At 48.1% G+C, this 18,692-nt stretch carries 6 protein-coding genes; 5 read left to right on the top strand and 1 reads right to left on the bottom strand.

Annotated elements, in window-relative coordinates; translation table 11 throughout:
- Window positions 1–102: 102 nt before the first annotated feature.
- From H8S84_RS16555 to H8S84_RS16515, 4 genes are all read left to right on the top strand, one after another.
- Window positions 103–2,631 (top strand): TonB-dependent receptor, encoded by a 2,529-nt coding sequence (locus tag H8S84_RS16555; protein ID WP_187068480.1) that lies wholly within the window; start codon window positions 103–105, stop codon window positions 2,629–2,631.
- Between the two features lie 220 nt (window positions 2,632–2,851).
- On the top strand, window positions 2,852–8,701 hold the full coding sequence (locus H8S84_RS16550; protein WP_187068479.1) for a carboxypeptidase-like regulatory domain-containing protein: 5,850 nt from the start codon (window positions 2,852–2,854) through the stop codon (window positions 8,699–8,701).
- Window positions 8,702–9,160: 459 nt separating this feature from the next.
- Complete coding sequence (locus H8S84_RS20150; protein WP_317175452.1) at window positions 9,161–12,874, top strand: PKD domain-containing protein; 3,714 nt, start codon at window positions 9,161–9,163, stop codon at window positions 12,872–12,874.
- A complete protein-coding gene (locus H8S84_RS16515) occupies window positions 12,871–13,896 on the top strand; it encodes a PorP/SprF family type IX secretion system membrane protein (RefSeq protein ID WP_187068478.1) in 1,026 nt (341 codons plus the stop codon). Before H8S84_RS20150 ends, H8S84_RS16515 begins: the two co-directional genes overlap by 4 nt.
- Before the next feature lie 330 nt (window positions 13,897–14,226).
- On the opposite strand, the gene H8S84_RS16510 is transcribed toward H8S84_RS16515, so the two are convergent.
- A complete protein-coding gene (locus tag H8S84_RS16510) occupies window positions 14,227–16,107 on the bottom strand; it encodes a gamma-glutamyltransferase family protein (RefSeq protein ID WP_187068477.1) in 1,881 nt (626 codons plus the stop codon).
- A gap of 207 nt (window positions 16,108–16,314) precedes the next feature.
- Here H8S84_RS16510 and H8S84_RS16505 point away from each other — a divergent pair, with 207 nt between their 5' ends.
- Window positions 16,315–18,525, top strand: coding sequence for an acylase (locus H8S84_RS16505; protein WP_187068476.1), 2,211 nt, complete (start codon window positions 16,315–16,317; stop codon window positions 18,523–18,525).
- Window positions 18,526–18,692: the final 167 nt, after the last annotated feature.

Genomic DNA, 18,692 nt, shown 5'->3' with positions numbered 1-18,692 from the left:
TACATAAGTTGCTACATGGCCATGGAGCTGACGAAGATTAACAGGGATACCCTTCCCAGTATTGAACTAAACCCATAACCATTACTATCTAAGCTCTTTATTATGAAAAAGATTATACTTATAGCCGTAGCGGGCTTTCTCGCTACCCAGGCTTCTTTTGCCCAAAATCTGGCATCCCCGCCTGCCGGTGGAGCCAAGGCGCCAGTCGCAACGCAACCCACAGCTAAAGGCGAGGGAAAGATAAGCGGCATTATTCACGATGAACTTACAAAAGCACCTGTAGAGTTTGCATCGGTTGCATTGGTAAACAAAGCCACTGGCAAAATTGTAAACGGATCCACCACCGACAGCAAGGGCAGGTTTAGTATTGCCGAAGTTGCTCCAGGGCAGTACAAATTGTCTATAAGCTTTGTCGGCTATGAAAGTATGACGGTAGATAATGTGGCTCTGGAGAAAGGGAAGGATGAGGTGAATGTGGGTACAGTTATACTTAAATCCAGCACTAAAACACTAAGCGAAGTTACCATTACCGGAGAAAAGCCTTTGATTGAAGATAAAGTGGACCGTATGGTGTATAACACGGAAAAGGACATTAATCCGGGGGCAACCGCAGCAGAGGTGATGGCAAAAGTTCCGGGCGTGAGCGTGGACCTGGAAGGTAACGTGCAACTGCGCGGCAGCTCTAACATCAGGGTGCTGATCAACAACAAGCCGTCTGCGGTAGTGGCCAGCAGCGTGGCCGATGCCCTGAAGCAGATCCCTGCTGATCAGATCAAGTCAGTAGAGGTAATTACCAGCCCATCGGCAAAGTATGACGCGGAAGGAACGGCAGGTATTATTAACATCATTCTAAAGAAAGACAGCGGAGTACAAGGCCTTACCGGAAACTTGTCTTCCAACTTGGGCACGATCAACAGCAACGGAAGTGTTGGCCTGAACTATCGCAAAGGCAAAGTTGGCCTAAGCAGCACACTTGGGTATGCCGTAAGCGATATGCATGGCAAGAACAATATCGTGTCTGTTTTTGGTCCGGGCTCATCTGTTTCCAGAAGTGTGCAGGAGGTAGATGCTAACCGCATTGCTTCTTCCAAGTTAGTACAGTTTGGTGCAGATTATGGCCTTAGCAAGACAAGCTATATCGCTACAGGCATTCGCATGACAATTCCGGATGTTGAGTTTAAAACCACCCAGTTAACTACCAACACGTTCAAAAGTGCACCTGAGAACAGAAATACCCGGGTAGGCAGCAATGGTTTTGATGGCATTAACTACGACATCAACTTGGACTACACCAAGTCTTTCAAGAAGCCGGGACAGGAGCTTTCTGTGCTGGGATTGCTAAGCAGAAATACCCGCAACAACGAAAATTTTATGGACCTGTATCAGAATGGCCAGCTAACCCAGAAAGAGCAGAACTACAACGATGCCTACAACGAAGAGGCTACTGTGCAGACAGATTATATCCACCCACTGAATAAAACACAAACGCTGGAGGTAGGCACGAAAGCGATCTGGCGCTACGCCGAAAGCGAATACCGTTTCCTGGTAGCAAGTCCGGCTTCATCACCTTTTGTTTTGCAGCCAGATAGAACTGATTTGTTCACTTATAACCAGGATGTGCTTTCTTCTTACGCAATCTATGGTTTGAAGCTTGAGAAGTATAACGTGAAAATGGGTTTACGATATGAGCACACCCAGATAGACGGAGACTTTATTTCGAATGGCACACGCGTAGAACAAGAGTATAACAACCTCTTCCCGAACGTTTCTGTCTCCAGAAATTTAAAGCAAAACCAGACCATCAAGTTCAACTACTCCAAACGAATTCAGCGACCGCAGTTGTCTCTTTTAAACCCTTACGAGAACTTAGGCAACCCGAAAAACGTGGTGCGCGGTAACCCTGACCTGGAGGCCGAATTAACAGATGCCTATGAGCTGGGGTATAGCACCTTTTTTAAGTCCGGGGCAACTATAAACGCATCGCTGTACTGGCGCCAGACAAACAATGCCATCCAATCGCTTAGCACACCTTATAACGGTTCTGACCCAGACTCGGTAGGCAGAGTGACAACAACTTTCGGTAACGTAGGGCAGGAGAGTTTTTATGGCCTAAGCCTTTCTGGCAGTACAAAGTTCTGGGAGAAAGGAAGGATCAGCAGCAACGTAAACCTGTTTTATGCATCCATCCAGGGCGGCGGACAGCAGCAGTCGAACTCGGGCATTGTGTACAATACCAACCTGAACCTATCGTACAACTTCAACAAAGGCTTCAGCGCGCAAATGGCAGGCGATTATAATTCTGCGCAAGTGTCGCTGCAGGGCAAGGCGCTGGCGTATGGCACCTACAACTTTGCCGTAAGAAAAGAGGTGCTGAACAAAAAAGGAAACGTAACGCTGGGAGTTAACAACCCATTCAACAAGTATGTAACCCGTGAGCGTTTGATTAAAACATACAACTCCGAAAATGTACTTGTATTGGATCAGTCTAACGCTTTAAGCCTTAACATGCGACAGGTACGACTGAGCTTTAACTACCAGTTCGGTAAGCAGGATGGCAAAGCAAAACCACGCAAGGTGAAGAAAGTTTCTAATGACGATGCGAAAGAGGGAGAAGAAAACTCGATGCAATAAAGCTCTTGCCGATCAGGATTTTTAAGTTTGAATACAAGTCTGAGTAAACAGTGATAATTGTTAGTGAATCAGAAGCCTCCGGCATGGCCGGGGGCTTTTTCTTTTAGCCACCCGAACACAGGTTGTAAGGGGGTGATTAGTTTGAAAGGCAGTACAGTAAAAGTATAGTAACAGCCATTTATATAGAATTTAGTATATTAAAGGCTCATCCGCGATTGCTATGCTAAAACAACTTATACTTCCCTTTCTGATTCTCTTTTGCGGTAGCTTATGCTTTGCCCAGAGTAAAGTAGAAACGTCTAAGATCAGGAGCCACTACAACTATGTGTACAAGCTAACAGACACGGAAGCGGAGACTGTTTATAAAAACGGTTCTGAAGTGGTAGGGCCATCTTATTTTCACACGCTTACAGACTCTTTTACGGTAGCAGAGAACTACACTAAAAAACTACCGCAGGGCCACTACCTCTTCATGCACAGCAATGGTCCTGATCTGGTGTATACTCTTACTACCTATACTTCGCTTGCTGTAAAGCTGCTGCAGATAAAGCCTGCCTTAGCCATTCTGGTACACGATAGCCTGGGCAATATCATTACGGATGCCGAAGTGCGTGTCAATAACAAAAAAGCTTCATTTGATCCGGCCACGAAAACATACCGGCTGAAGAAGACTCCCAAAGATGGGTTCCTGTCTGTTAGCAGAAACAACTTTACACTTTACCAGAACCTGGAGAAGAAGGAAGAGAATACATATGTTATCCGGCATAGCGTAGTTAAAAGGATCATCCATACCGTGCCAATTCGCTATACCTGGCGCCCTTTCTACGATGCTTTTCAATCTATGCGTCGGTTTTATCCGGTGGGGTGGGTGCGAAGTATATTTTCCATTTTTGATGATACATACAGGGAGACTGAAAAGAAAGAAAAGTACAGGGGCTACATGGTTTTTAACAAGCCGATGTACCAACCCGGAGACACGGTAAAGTATAAAGCCTTTGTAGTGAAGCGGAACGGCAAACCAGTGAAAGAGACTGCCAGGCTGGAGTTGCAAAAGTATGGCTCAAAAAGTATAAAGCTCGGTGAAGTTAAACCTTACCGGGCTGGCGCTTACGAAGGTTATTTTGTACTGCATGATAGCCTGAAACTGGAGCTGGACCGGCAGTATTTCTTTTACCTCTATGAGCAGGGAAGTAAACGGGAACAGTATATATTGGGGCGGTTCAGTTATGAAGACTATGAACTGAAAGAGAACGAATACACTCTTGACCTGAAGCACAAAGAGCACCAGTCAGGGCAGGGGAACAGCATTACCGGCAGAGGTAAAAACGCAAACGGCATGAACCTGCTGGATGCACGCGTAGAACTGACAGTAACAACCACACGTGTTGTGAGCAGCGAGCAACCGGTAATATTTGTACCCGACACACTGTGGGTGCACCGGCAACCGCTGGATGCAGTGGGCGAAACCACCATTTGCATACCTGACAGCATTTTTCCGAAGGCATCTGTAAACTACCTGGTGTCGGCCACTTTTCTGAACTCGAGCAACGAACGGACTGTAAAATCGAAAGGCGCCAAGTATGTGCACACTCCGGCTATTTTGAATATTACTTTGTTGCAGGACAGTCTGCTGGTACAGTACCGGAAGGGAGACCTGTCTAAGCCGAAGGAGGCGATTATCACGGCTTATGATCCGGAGTATAATGACTTAAGCAAGCTGAAGGCGACACTGCCTGTAAGGTTGCCGTTAAACCCGTATGCCAACGGGTACGACGTAAGAGCCGGTAAACTGACAGATAACCTGGAGCTGACAGATAAAGATGCCCAAATTACACTCCAAACTGCCCGAACAAACGACTCTGTATACTTCTCTCTGCAAAACCCCAGAAAGCTGCCTTATTGGTACTTTATTTACCGCGGTGAGCAACTGGTAACGCGGGGGCAGGGTAACGAGGTTAACTATTATACTGCTCTGAAAGCAAACAGTGACAAGCCATACTTTGTGGATGTGCACTATGTATGGGCCGGAGAAGTGTATAAGCTGCATGAGGCAGCGCCATTAAATAAGCACCTGCTTACCATAGACCTGCAAACGCCGCAGGTAGTGTACCCGGGGCAGGAGGCAAGTATGAAGATCTCCGTAAAGGATGGCAAAGGAAAACCATTACCAGGTGTAGACCTGATAGCCTATGCCGTTACCTCTAAATTCAAAAATCAGAACGTGCCTAACCTGCCCACCTGGAGTAAGTACAGGCCTCAAAAACCTGTTCGAAAAATAGCGCTTGAGGAGGATGAAGTAACCGGCCGGAAGCTGATGGACTGGGAGTACTGGAGCAGTAGGATGGGGCTGGATAGTATCGCCTACTACAATTTCCTCTACCCAGGGTCAGGTATTTTTACGGAGTATGCCACCACTTTAGATAGCATTACGCAGGTTTCACCGTTTGTAGTGGACTCGGGCAGGGTGGTGCCGGTGCATGTTGTATACCTGGATGAGGTTCCGGTTTATTTTTCCAAGACCGATGTGCTGCCTGCCTACGCCTTTGCAGCCGATAGTGGTTACCATACTTTAAAGCTAAGAACGACAGATAAACTTATTACCCTGGATAGTGTATACCTGCAGCACAAACACAGGCTGATCATCAGTGCAGACATAACTGCAGCTGGTAATCCCTACGCACAGGCAGCAGAGAAAGGCAAATTATCTGAAGGTGAAAGGAGAAAGCTTTATGGCTACTTGTTTTATGCTGCTCAAAACTACGACGACAACACAGCCTACTTTAAACAAGGTAACCGAATACACCTGCTCGAAAAGCGGCCGCATTCATTTTACTCTTATCAGAAGGAAGAGAAGAAGTTTCTGATGGGCCCCTTCAGTCCCAACTGGATGCAATATGTACGGCTAAGCGATTTTACAACCAATTTTTTGATGGAGCCTGCTTACAGCTATCACTTCGCACCAAACCTGCTGAAAATGCGCGAGCAGCAACTGCCTGACTTTTTGCATAAGTTGCCGCTCTGGAACAAAGGAGAACGCAGTACAGTGCCGCTTCGGCAGGAAACCCTGACAGAGCAAAGAATACACGAAAGCTGGGAGAAAGCACAGTATGAGTATTTGCTGGGTAAACTTTATACTTCCAACACCAGCCATACTTCAAAAGGCAAGGGCAGACTGGGATGGCAGCTGCACAAGGACATGGAGCAGCAGGTAAAGCTGGTACTATTGCACAAAGCCGGCAAACCTGATTCGTTGGTGATTTACCCAAGAGAAACTGCCATACTGTACAACTTGCCGCCTGCCCGTTATACATTAACCTTAGCCTTTACAAATGGTAAATATGTTGCTGCCAATGTAGCAGTAAAAGCATCCGGGCAAACCCAGCTATACTTTGATTCTACGGATGTAAAACCGACATCAAAGGAAAGCGAGTGCCTGTTAAGGCTGATAGATGAGAAAGTAAAGCAGCTAAGGAAAGTATACAAGGAAGTAGCTATTGAGCTGCAGCAGCAACTGGAGGCAGCACGCCAGACAACCTACAGTTACACCAATGGCTCTGAGCAGTTCAGTAACGAAATAACCGGCGTAGTCACAGATCCTCAAAGTAATATGCCGCTGCCGGGTGTTGTTGTACTGGTAAAAGGAACCTCAGTAGGAACCACTACAGATGCCTCTGGCTGGTATACGCTTTATGGCCCTGCAAATGGGGTGCTGGTGTTCAGGTATATAGGCTACTCAACACAGGAAGAAAACATCAATAACCGGGAGCGCATCGATGTAAAAATATCTCCGGATGTAAAGCAACTGCAGGAAGTGGTGGTGGTAGGATACGGCACGCAGCAGCGAAGCGCCATGACATCATCCGTAGCAACTGTGTTACAGGGGCAAGCCGCTGGTGTGGCAGGTTCGTCTGCTGTGATCAGAATCCGTGGCAATTCAAGTATAAATGCGCAGGATGCTAAACCGCTGCTTATCGTAGATGGGATGCCTTACAGTGGTTCGCAGGTCGATATCGAAAATGTGGTATCTACTAATGTTTTAAAGGGTGAGCAAGCTACGGCACTTTACGGAGCTGCCGGCGCTGCAGGCGTAATCATCATCACCACAAAAAAGGGCAGCAGCTTAGCAAACCCAGAGATGCCGGCACAGGGCGAGAACTCCATCCGGAACAACTTCTCTGACTATGCCATCTGGCAGCCGCGCCTTACAACCAACAAGCAAGGAGAAGCTACTTTTACCGCCACTTTCCCGGATGATATTACCAACTGGAGTACCTATGTGGTAGGCATGGACTATAAGAAGCGAAGCGGCTTATATAAGACCAGCATTAAATCGTTTAAAGCCATGATGGCTACCCTGCACCTGCCGCGTTTCCTGGTAGAGGGCGACAAGGCCTATGTGGTAGGCAAGGCACTGAACTACCTGCCCGATTCTGCGGAGGTAACCACTACGTTTGAGCTAGGCGGCAAAAAAATAAAAGAGGCAAAGAAGCTTTTGAGCCGAAGCTTTACCGATACATTACATATTACAGCACCAGCTGTCGCACCAGATTCGCTGGAGGTGCTTTACAGCTTGGGTCAGGAGTCAGGGTTTGCAGACGGAGAGAGGCGCCATGTGCAGATCTATCCGAAGGGTGTATCTGAAACTATTGGCCACTTCCTGCCACTCTACACCGACACCACTTTTACATTGGCATTTGATCCTGCTAAAGGTCCGGTAAGGCTGCGCACGCAGGGCGATCTGCTGGAGGTAATGCTGGAGGAGATCGATTACCTGTACAAGTATGAGTACTGGTGCAGCGAGCAGGCAGCCTCTAAATTGAAGGGCCTGCTCCTGGAGAAGCGCATCCGAAAACAACTGGGGCAGCCGTTCGAGCATGACCGCATGGTGAAGAGGCTTATCCGGCACCTGGAGAAAACACAGCTAACCAACGGCGCCTGGACCTGGTGGCAAGAAGGCCCGGCTTATGCCTGGATCACAAGCCATGTAACGGAGGCGCTTGTAATGGCAAAAGTCGAGGGCTACACGGTGAAATATAAAGAACAGGCTCTGGCTGATTACCTGGTGCAGGTAATGGAGAGTGGCCTCTACAGCGATAAGTTGGCAGCTCTGGAAACGCTGCAGCAGTTAAATGCCAAAGTAGATTATACCCGCTATGTGCAGGAGTTAACAAAGCAGAAACGTCAGAGCCTGGAAGAGCAGTTGCGCCTGACACGCCTACGGCAGCAGCATAACATGCCAGTACAGCTGGACACGCTCCAAAAGTATAAAAAGAGAACCATGCTGGGCGGCCTGTTCTGGGGAGAGCCAAAGTATAGCCTCTTTAACAACAGCATCTCGAACACGCTGCTGGCTTACCGGGTGTTACGTGCGGCTGGCGGCTATGAGCGGGAACTGGCTCAGATCAGGACATACTTACTAAGTGAGCGCAGAAACGGACATTGGCGAAACACCTATGAGTCGGCACGTACACTGGAGGCCCTGCTGCCGGACCTGCTGAATCAGGAGCAAGATAAGCCACGTGTAGAGGCAAACACCTTTAGCGTAGCCGGTGCCGTTAACTTCGAAGCAAAGGGTTTTAGATCAGATACCACTTTTACAGCCACTCAGCCTATACAGGTAAAGAAACAAGGAAACTTGCCATTGTATTTTACAGCTTACCAAACCTTCTGGAACAGAACACCACAGCCCGTTGAGAAAGATTTTATTGTGAAAACTTCCCTAAAAGGCATGAAGGCTGATGCTGTTTTAAAGGCAGGCGTACCGGTTGAGATGCTGGTAGAAGTTGAGGTAAAAGCTGATGCGGATTATGTGATGATCGAAGTGCCAATTCCGGCAAGCTGCTCTTACGACGGCAAAGGTGGCCAGGGATCTTATGAAGTGCACCGGGAGTATTACCGGGATAAAGTGAGCATCTTCAGCAACAGGCTGCCAAAAGGAAAGTACATGTATACCATCAAACTTTTGCCGCGCTATTCCGGAACCTATACCATTAACCCGGCAAAGGCTGAACTCATGTACTTCCCAACTTTTTATGGAAGAGAAAAGCTTAAACAGGTTACTGTAAAATGATATAGTGTGGCAGAAGCTATGGACAGTAAAAACGCAGGTATAGATTACTGTTATGGTTCATAGGCATCATGCAAAGATGCCTCTCTGAAATTTGCTGTAGGGTTCTTTGTATTTGCTGTTATAACACAGGATAATTGATGTCGTGCTGCCAGAAAAGTAAATTGGAGGTGTTGTTTATTTCTTGTTGATTTTCATATCTTTAGCGCCTGAATTAGTCGCTGTTGCTTCCTGTAAGTTTCTTTTATTTTACCAGGTATGTCAGTTTAACTGATTGCCTGGATCTGCTGCGGGTGCACGTCAGGCTAATTTACCATAAATATTTACTTGTGCCTTTTAACTTATGCCCCTCGCAAGGTTCTAAGGCAAACACAGCCAAAGACCCACAGTAATTTGAAGAGACTTTTTACGCATTATACTTTCCTTGTACTTCTGCTAATGTTCTGCGTCACTTTTAAAGTGATGGCACAGAACACGTCCAACAGCGGCACCAACTTTTGGGTAGGGTACACAGGGCACATAGACGGCACCAAATCGCAGATGAGTTTATACTTGACCTCAAGTGTAAACACAACGGCTACGGTATCTATTCCACAGTTGGGCATCTCCAACACGTACTCTATTGCGGCAAACAGCGTAACGGTGGCCCAGATCAATTCGGCTGCCTATGTTGGCTCTTCGGAGGTACTGGAAAATAAAGGCATTCAGGTAGTGTCGGAGCACCCGATTGTGGTGTACTCCCATATCTATTCCCAGAACCGCTCCGGAGCCACTTTGGTGCTACCCACTAATACTTTGGGGCGGGAGTACTTTGCAGCGAGTTATGCTCCCGACATCAACAACCAGTATGCCGAGTTCATGGTAGTTGCCACCGAGGATAACACGTTGGTGGAGATCACGCCAAAAGCCGCTACACGCGCAGGTAAGCCGGCAGGTATACCGTTTCAAATCAGCCTGAACAAAGGCCAGGTATACCAGGTACAGTCGGCTTCGGACCTGACAGGAAGTAAGATCATATCGGTGAGCAGTGGGGGAGAGTCCTGTAAAAAGATCGCTGTTTTTTCGGGCAACACCTTTGTAGGTATTGGCTGTACAAACGCCGGCAGCCGTGATAACCTGTACCAGCAGCTTTACCCGCTTAGCACCTGGGGCTCCAACTTTGTTACAGCTCCTTTTAAAACAAGAACAGGAGGCGATGTGTACCGGGTAATGGCAGCATATCAAAACACAGCCGTAACGGTAAACGGCAGCAGCCAGACCTTAAATGAAGGGGAGTTCTTAGAGTTTACCAGCGCCACGGCCAACTATATTACCTCTACGCAGCCTGTTACGCTGCTGCAATATGCCCGCACCCAAAACTGCGACAATGTTACCGGCGACCCGGAGATGATCATACTTAACCCGGTAGAGCAAACGCTAACGGACATTACGCTATATTCTTCGCCTTATTATATGATCACGGGCCACTACATTAACGTGGTGATCAAAACAGAATATGCGAATACGTTTAAGCTGGATGGTGCACCGATAACCTTTACACCTGTTGCTGCTAACCCTGAGTATTCCTATGCAAAAGCTACCGTAAGCGCTGGCAACCATAGGTTAACAGCCGATATTGGTTTTAATGCCATGGCGTACGGTTTTGGCAATGTGGAGTCGTATGGATATTCTGCTGGCGCTAACATCAAAAACCTGAACCAGAACATTACGTTTGGCAAACCATCTTACTGCGACGGCCAGACAGTTTCCTTTACTGGTTATGCCAACTATGAGCCTCAAAGCTGGCTATGGGAATTTGGGGATGGCAATACTTCATCGGAACAAAGTCCAACCCATACTTACGCTACTGCCGGCACTTACACGGTCAAACTAACTACCGTTAAAAACAACGGCAACGACTGCGACTCCAAAGACGAGTCTACGGCAGAGCTCATTGTGTACCCAAACCCGGTAGCAAATTTTACTTACAAATCAGAATGCCTGAATGAGGCGCTGCTGTTTACAGATGCCTCTACAGTTGCAGGTACAAACAGTAAGGTAGTGGAGTGGCTGTGGGACTTTGGCGATGGCAAAACTTCGACAGAGCAAAACCCACGGCACGCCTACAGCAGCCCCGGCTTCTATACCGTTAAACTTACCACTAAAACCAGCGCCGGCTGTACAAACGAAGTTACAAAGCAGGTAGAGATGCTGGCTAAACCAGTGTTGGCTTTTGAGGCTCCTGCCGTGTGCAACACATTTACCACCAACTTTACCGATAAATCTACTTCGGTAGTGCCGGTTACCGCCTGGAAATGGGATTTCGGAGACGGATCTGCTGGGGCAACTACACAGCACCCGCAGCACACCTACGCCGAAGCGGGTACTTATCAGGTTGTCCTCACGCTTACCTTTGAGCAGGGTTGCCAGACCTCGGTAAATCAGCAAGTAGTGATACATCCAAGGCCTAAGGTAGCAATAGAGTTACCGGATGTTTGTATCAACGACGAGGCGCAGTTTGTTAATAAAACTACCATCAGCTCTGGCACCTTAACCTACCTGTGGGATTTTGGCGATGGTACCACCTCTATGCAGCAAAACCCAAAACATAAGTATAAATCGGAAGGCATTTACAGGGTAAAACTTACAGCCACTTCTGATAAAAGCTGTACCGATACCATTGAACTGGACTATATGGTGAGCGGTGCCAACCCGCAGGCTGATTTTACCTCGTCAGGTTCTTGTCAGCGTGATGGAGTTCAGTTTCAGGATGCCTCTACCATTGCCTTTGGTAAAATCGTGAAGTGGGAGTGGAGCTTTGGCGACGGCACTACCTCCACGGAGCAGAATCCGCTACACATCTACAAAGCACCAGGCAGTTACCAAGTAAGTCTTAAAGCTTATTCAGGTATTATTTGCCATGGCTTTATTTCTAAAACGATAACTGTATTTGTTAGCCCGATGGCTGGATTTGAGACTGGCAATGTATGTTTTGGCGAGACCACCAGCTTTAAAAGTACCGCTTCAGTGGCCACAGGCAGCATTGTGTCGCATGCCTGGAGTTTTGGTGATGGGGGCACATCAAGTGAAATAAACCCCACCTACCGCTATGCCAGTGCAGGTACTTACGAGGTCACGCTTATAGTTACTACCGACAAAGGCTGCCAGCATCTTGAAAAGAAACAGGTAATTGTATACCCCAAACCAAAAGCGGCTTTCCTGCCTGTTACAGGCTGTGTTTCGGATGCGGTGGCGTTTGAGGATAAAAGCACGGTGGCTACCGGTAACATAGTTGCATGGCAGTGGAGTTTCGGGGATGGCAATACAGCTACTACGCAGCATCCGGTGCACAAGTATAGTCAGCCGGGCACTTATAATGTAAAACTGCTGGTGACTACAGCAGAGGGTTGTATGGATGAAATAACTCAATCCCTAAGTATAAAACATGCCCCTATAGCTAATGCCGGTCCCGATCAGAAACCTGTCTGTGGCGTTACTTATACTTTACTGGAAGCCAACACGCCGACTCACGGCACCGGCCTCTGGACCATTGTAGCAGGCTCAGGCGGACAAGTTGCAGATCCAGCTAATCCAAAATCTGGCTTCACAGGCAAGATGGAAGAAAGTTACAGGCTGCGCTGGACTGTGAGCAACAGCCCTTGTGCAGTCGCTACAGATGAAGTAGAAATTAAATTCAGTGCTTACCCGGAGGCAAAGGCAGGACCTGACCTGGAAATTATCGAAGGCGAAAGTATAACGCTGGCAGGCAGTGGTACCGGAACTTTAAAATGGTCACCAGCCGAAAGCCTGGATAACACTTCTGTTGCACGGCCTGTTGCAAGCCCGGAAGAAACCACTACCTATACTTTAGTGGCCACCTCTGCCGAAGGCTGTGTAAGTACAGATGAGGTAACGGTGCGGGTGTTGCAGCGACTGCGCATACCAAACGGCATCTCACCCAACGGTGACGGCATTAACGATGTTTGGCTGATCAAAGGGGTAGAGGATTATCCTGACATCACGATCGACATCTATAACCGCTGGGGAGATAAGATCTATTCTACCCGAGGATACACAACACCTTGGGACGGTACACGCAGTGGAGCACCATTACCAGACGGAGCCTATTTCTATGTGATCGATACCAACAAAGGCAGAAAAGCATTTACAGGCTCTTTAACAGTACTCCGAAAATGAGAAAGCTAAGTATTCTTTCGCTGTTGCTGTGCCTGTACCTGAACGCTTTTTCACAGCAGCTCTCGCACTTTAGCCAATATATGCTGAACGGTTTCCTGGTGAATCCTGCTCTGGCCGGCTCTGAGAATTACGGTGATGTGAAGACGGGTTACCGCAACCAGTGGGCGGGCATAGAGGGCGCACCCGAGTCATACTACCTCACGGCACACATGCCAATCGGTAAGATGAACCTGAACACCACGGCAACCTCGGTGCCTTACAGAGGTCGCACGGGCAGCAGGGCCTTGTTGCAGAACTATACCAAAAAAGAAACGGTGCAGCCGCAGCCGCATCATGGCGCCGGCTTTACAGTTGTTACAGACAAGGCTGGAGCCCTTAAGCGCACCGACGTTGGCCTGACATATGCTTACCACCTGCCGCTTACGAAGGAGCTTAAAATGTCGGCAGGTTTATCGGGTGGCGTGTCTGTTTACAAAGTAGATGAGCAGGGCCTGCAACTGACGGACCCAAACGACCCAACCTTTACCGGCGGAAACTATAACCGTGTAAAGCCAAACATAACAGCCGGAGTCCTTTTGTATACCAAGCGGTTCTTTGTCGGCACTTCCAGCACACAGCTACTGCAGGACGAGCTTAGCACCAGGTTTAACGGCGAAGAAAGTCATCTGGCCAGTTCGCGTGCACACCATTACCTGATGGGTGGCTACAAAGTAGTAGTAACACCAAAGCTATCGGTGCTGCCGTCGGTTATGGTAAAGTATGCCAGCCCTGCGCCAACATCTGTGGATGTGAACCTGAAGCTATTATACTACGATAAAGTATGGCTTGGAGGCTCTTACAGGCAGAACAGCACACCCGTTATACTTGGAGGCATAAACCTGAGTAACCTATTGCAGGTAGGTTATGCCTACGATGTCCCAGCAAGAGGTATGGATAAGATAGGAGGCGGAGCCCACGAGGTGGTGCTGGGAATACTGGTAAATAACCGGGGCAGAATTTTTAGTCCTTCAGATTTCTGGTAGATTTTACTTGCCACAACCGCTATAAAACACAAACTCCTGCAAAGCATTTGCAGGAGTTTGTGTTTGCGTGCAGTAATTAGCTCAGGTTACGGCTATCTAATTTCTTGAGCCAATACGGTCAACTTAGGGAGTTAAGTATCTGTTTTTGTCATTTCGAATACTCTTGAGGCGAGAGCCGAGGAGAGCCAGCGTAGCTGTGAGAAATCTATTTAAGATTAGTACTGAAGGAATTCTAAAAAGATCTCTCCCGAAGGTCGAGATGACAATAAAGCTTGAGTTGAAGGTATTCCCTCTAGAGCTTATTATAATTCGCAACCTTGGTAGTGACTATTACCAACCAATGCCATAATCCTCACCGTGATTACTTGAGCCACCCCATAAACTGCCATGTTTCCAGTCGAAGTAGATCGCGTTGATCGGACCGCTGGTGCGGTCGTCGAAGCTTAAGGTGTAACCCATCTTTTTAAGTGCATCTCGTACTTCCTGGGCCGTGTTGTCATTTAAAAGGATATGGCCAGGCTTTGGTTTGCGATCATCGGTTTTGGTGCCGCCCAACGACAGCCACAACTGGTTTGTATTGAAGTTTGGCGCCTCGGCGGCTTGCTGCACATTCATGTCAAACTCCACCATGTTCAGGAAAAACTGCAGCAGGTTCTGGTCCTGCGTATCGCCGCCCTGCACCGCAAAAGATAAGTATGGCTTATCGTCTTTCAGAGCCATACTTGGAGTTAACGTTACTCTTGGGCGTTTGCCAGGCTCTACAACGTTGTACGGGTTAAGGGCAGGATCCAAGACAAAGCTCTGCATACGCTGGCTCATACCTATACCTGTGGTACCGGCGATGGTGGCAGGCACCCAGCCGCCGCTTGGCGTTATCGATACCACCCAGCCTTCAGCGTCGGCGGCCTCTACGGTAGTAGTACCCAGCCACAGGTTGTTCTGGTAGTCTATACTTGAAGAACCATTGCGCGTGTCGTGAGTGGGGGCGAAGTTGCGTTTGGTAGTGTCCAGTTCGTAGCCTCTTTCTTTCAGCATCTTCTTGTAAGGATTTTTTCTGCCTTCAAAAGCATAAGGATCGCCTGGGCCAATGTTCGGATCATTCTTATCCGGACGAATAAGGCTGGCACGCTGCTTTGCATACTCCTTGCTCATTAGTCCCTTAATCGGCTCCTTCGGCTCAAAGTATGGGTCGCCGTAGTAAAAGTCGCGGTCAGCAAAGGCCATGTTCATAGCCTGGTAAACGGTGTGGATGTACTGCGGACTATTGTAGCCCATTTTCTTAAGGTCAAAGTTCTCCAGGATGTTCAGTGCCTGCAGCATTACAGGCCCCTGTGTCCATTGCTGCAGTTTATACACGTCAATCCCTTTGTAGTTCGCCACCACAGGCTCTTCTTCGATAACTTTCCACTTGGCCAGGTCTTCCATGGTAATCAGGCCACCTTGCTCTTTGGAGCCGCGTACAAACTCTTTTGCAATATCGCCTTTGTAAAAGCGATCATAGGCAGCCATGATAGCCTCTTTGCGGCTCTTGCCACTCTTCAAGGCTTCGCGTTCAGTTTCTACCATTTTGGTAAGCGTTTGCAGCAGGTCTTTCTGCACAAAAATCTCACCGGCCTCCGGAGCCTCTCTTTCTTCGCCGGGGTGTGTCAGGAATACTTTTTTGCTGTATGGCCACTGCTTTATCAGTTCTTTGTTCTTCTCGATGCTGTTGGCTGTTTGCGCCTCCATCGGGTAGCCTGCTGCCAGTTCCATGGCGGGGGCCAGTACCTGCTCTAAGCTAAGCGTACCGTAGTTAGCCAGCATGTGTAACAGACCGCCGGGAGTGCCGGGCGTGGTGGCTGCCAATGGCCCATACTGCGGCGGAAAGTTATAGCCCTGGCTCTTAAAGAACTTAACGGTGGCACCTGTTGGCGCAACACCTAAAGCGTTGATAGCAATTACTTTTTTCGTTTTAGGGTTATAAATAAGCGCTTGTGTTTCGCCACCCCAACTTAGCACATCCCACATGGTACAGGTGGCCGCCAGCATAGCACAGGCCGCATCCACGGCATTGCCGCCTTTCTGGAAGGTCATAGCGCCGGCTGTGGCGGCCAGTGGCTTTCCGGTAATAGCCATCCAGTTTTTGCCGTGCAGTACCGGCTTCTGCGTTTGCTGGGCCAGTGCGGGCAAGGCGGCCGCTATAAGTAAAAACAGTGAGAGAATACGTTTCATATCGTTGTAATTTATACTTCTAATTTAGTAAATCCTGCGTGTAAATCAACTTGCCAGTTTATACTTGGTTACGCTGCTGGCTTAGCCAAACACTTTATACTTTAGTTATACTGCGGAGGCTATACTTTGCTTGTCTACGTTTTTTGCAGCGTATCTTAAATAAAACTATTAAATTGATGCTCAAACAGAAACTCCTATTTATACTTCATGACATATTTTTTAAGACAATCTATTCAAGTCCTTTTGTTTGTCACCGTGCTGGTTTCCTGCTCTCAAAAAGCGCAGGTGACATCCGCTTCGGAGGTGACGAAATGGGAAGAGCAGGCAGCGCGTGTCACCATCATCCGGGATGATTTTGGCGTACCGCACGTTTACGGCAAAACAGACGCTGACGCAGTATTCGGACTACTGTACGCACAGTGCGAAGATGATTTTAACCGTGTGGAGCAAAACTACCTGTGGGCTACCGGCCGCTTAGCCGAAGTAGAAGGGGAGGAGATGCTGTACTCTGACCTTCGGGCCAGGCTGTACATGTCCAAAGAAGAGGCCATCCAAAAGTATGAGCAAAGCCCGGAGTGGCTGAAACAGTTGTGCCAGGCATTTGCCGATGGCATTAACTACTACCTGCACACGCACCCGGAGGTAAAGCCAAGGCTCCTTACCCGCTTTGAGCCCTGGATGCCGATGTATTTTAGCGAAGGCTCTATCGGCGGCGATATCGAAAGTGTATCTACAAAAAGAATTAAGGCTTTCTACGAAGACAACAAATCGCTGGGGCTTAACAAGTATGGCCACAGCCTTGTGCAGCCGGGCCTGTTAGAAGAGCCGAAAGGTTCTAATGGTTTCGCCATCTCCGGAAAACATACGGCATCCGGCAACGCCATGCTGCTTATCAATCCGCATACGTCTTTCTTTTTCAGAGGCGAAGTACATGCCGTTAGCGAAGAAGGACTGAACGCCTATGGTGCAGTAACCTGGGGGCAGTTTTTCATTTACCAGGGCTTTAACGAGAAAACCGGCTGGATGCATACTTCTGCCTATGCCGATGTGATTGATGAATTTGAAGAGACGATTGTAAAGAAAGACGGAAAGCTATACTACAAGTATGGCGAGGAGTTGCGTCCTGTAACTACCTCAGAGGTTACCCTTTCATACAAAGACGGAGAGGAAGTGAAACAGAAGACCTTTACCACCTACCGTACCCACCACGGACCAATCACGCACAAGAACGGCGACAAATGGGTAGCTACGGCTTTAATGTGGAAACCGGTTGAGGCGCTTATCCAGTCTTACACCCGCACTAAAAAGAGTAACCTGAAGGAGTTTAACGAGATGATGAAGATGCGTACCAATTCCTCTAACGGAACAGTATACGCAGATGCTGAAGGTAACATCGCCTACTACCACGGCAACTTCTTCCCGGTGCGCGACAACTCCCTGGACTACTCTAAACCAGTAGATGGCAGCAATCCTAAAACAGACTGGAACGGACTGCACCCGCTGGAGGAAACGATCAGGATCATAAACCCGGCTAACGGCTGGATACAGAACTGTAACTCTACACCGTTTACCGGAGCCGGCGAGTATAGCCCTAAACCAGAAGATTATCCAAAGTATATGGCGCCTTCGCCGGAGAACTTCCGAGGTGTTCATGCTATCCGTTTGCTTAAAAAAGCTGATAACCTGACGCTGGATAAACTGATTGAACTGGCTTACGACCCTTACCTGCCAGGCTTTGAAGTGTTGATCCCGGGATTGGTAAAAGCTTACGACAAAGAAAAACCAAACGACCCGAAACTGAAGGCTGCCATAGAGGTAATGCGCAACTGGAATTATGCGGTGTCAAAAGAATCAGTAGCGATGTCGCTAGCACATTTCTACGCAACTAACTCTTTGAGAAATGGCACCGCACCGCAGGGCCTGAACCTGATGGAGCGCTTTGATTACTATGCCAATAACTCACCAGAGAAAGAGCGCTTAGAAATCTTCAGTAAAACCATTTCGCAGTTGGAAAGCGATTTTGGGCAGTGGAACACACCATGGGGCGAGATCAACCGCTACCAGCGCATAAACGGAGACATTAAACAGCCATTTAACGATGCGCTGCCAAGCTTGCCGGTAGGCATGGCCTCTGGTAATTGGGGAGCACTGGCCTCTTACGGTGCAAACACTTACAATACTAAGAAGCTTTACGGCACCTCCGGCAACAGCTTTGTAGCAGTTGTGGAGTTCGGAGACAGGGTGAAAGCCAAGACCTTGCTTGCCGGTGGACAGAGCGGTGATCCTAACTCTCCGCATTTCGATGATCAGGCCCAGCGCTATGCCGATGTAAAGTTCAAGGACGTGGCCTATTACCGCGAAGATGTGGAGAAAAGAGCCAAAGCAACTTATCATCCAGGTAAGCAGGTAACCAAATAGTAACAATACCTATACCTTAACAAAGGGGGACTCTGCTATAGGGTCCCCCTTTTTGTTTTGTATATTTATTAGTGGCTGGTAATCAATGTTATACCTTTGGGTTAGGTATTGGCTATTTCTTCAAAATATTATAACATTGCAAGATATAAATTTTGCATTTCTGCAAT

Origin of the sequence: Pontibacter cellulosilyticus, assembly GCF_014306105.1 — a bacterium.
GTDB classification, from domain to species: domain Bacteria; phylum Bacteroidota; class Bacteroidia; order Cytophagales; family Hymenobacteraceae; genus Pontibacter; species Pontibacter cellulosilyticus.
The sequence above is the reverse complement of the archived record's forward strand: the minus strand, read 5'-3'. Positions and strand labels throughout refer to the sequence as shown.

Excerpts from the sequence above, each read along its gene's own strand:
- H8S84_RS16555 (WP_187068480.1), top strand. The coding sequence starts at position 103 with ATGAAAAAGATTATACTTATAGCCGTAGCGGGCTTTCTCGCTACCCAG.
- H8S84_RS16550 (WP_187068479.1), top strand. The coding sequence starts at position 2,852 with ATGCTAAAACAACTTATACTTCCCTTTCTGATTCTCTTTTGCGGTAGC.
- H8S84_RS20150 (WP_317175452.1), top strand. The coding sequence starts at position 9,161 with ATGGCACAGAACACGTCCAACAGCGGCACCAACTTTTGGGTAGGGTAC.
- H8S84_RS16515 (WP_187068478.1), top strand. The coding sequence starts at position 12,871 with ATGAGAAAGCTAAGTATTCTTTCGCTGTTGCTGTGCCTGTACCTGAAC.
- H8S84_RS16510 (WP_187068477.1), bottom strand. The coding sequence starts at position 16,107 with ATGAAACGTATTCTCTCACTGTTTTTACTTATAGCGGCCGCCTTGCCC.
- H8S84_RS16505 (WP_187068476.1), top strand. The coding sequence starts at position 16,315 with ATGACATATTTTTTAAGACAATCTATTCAAGTCCTTTTGTTTGTCACC.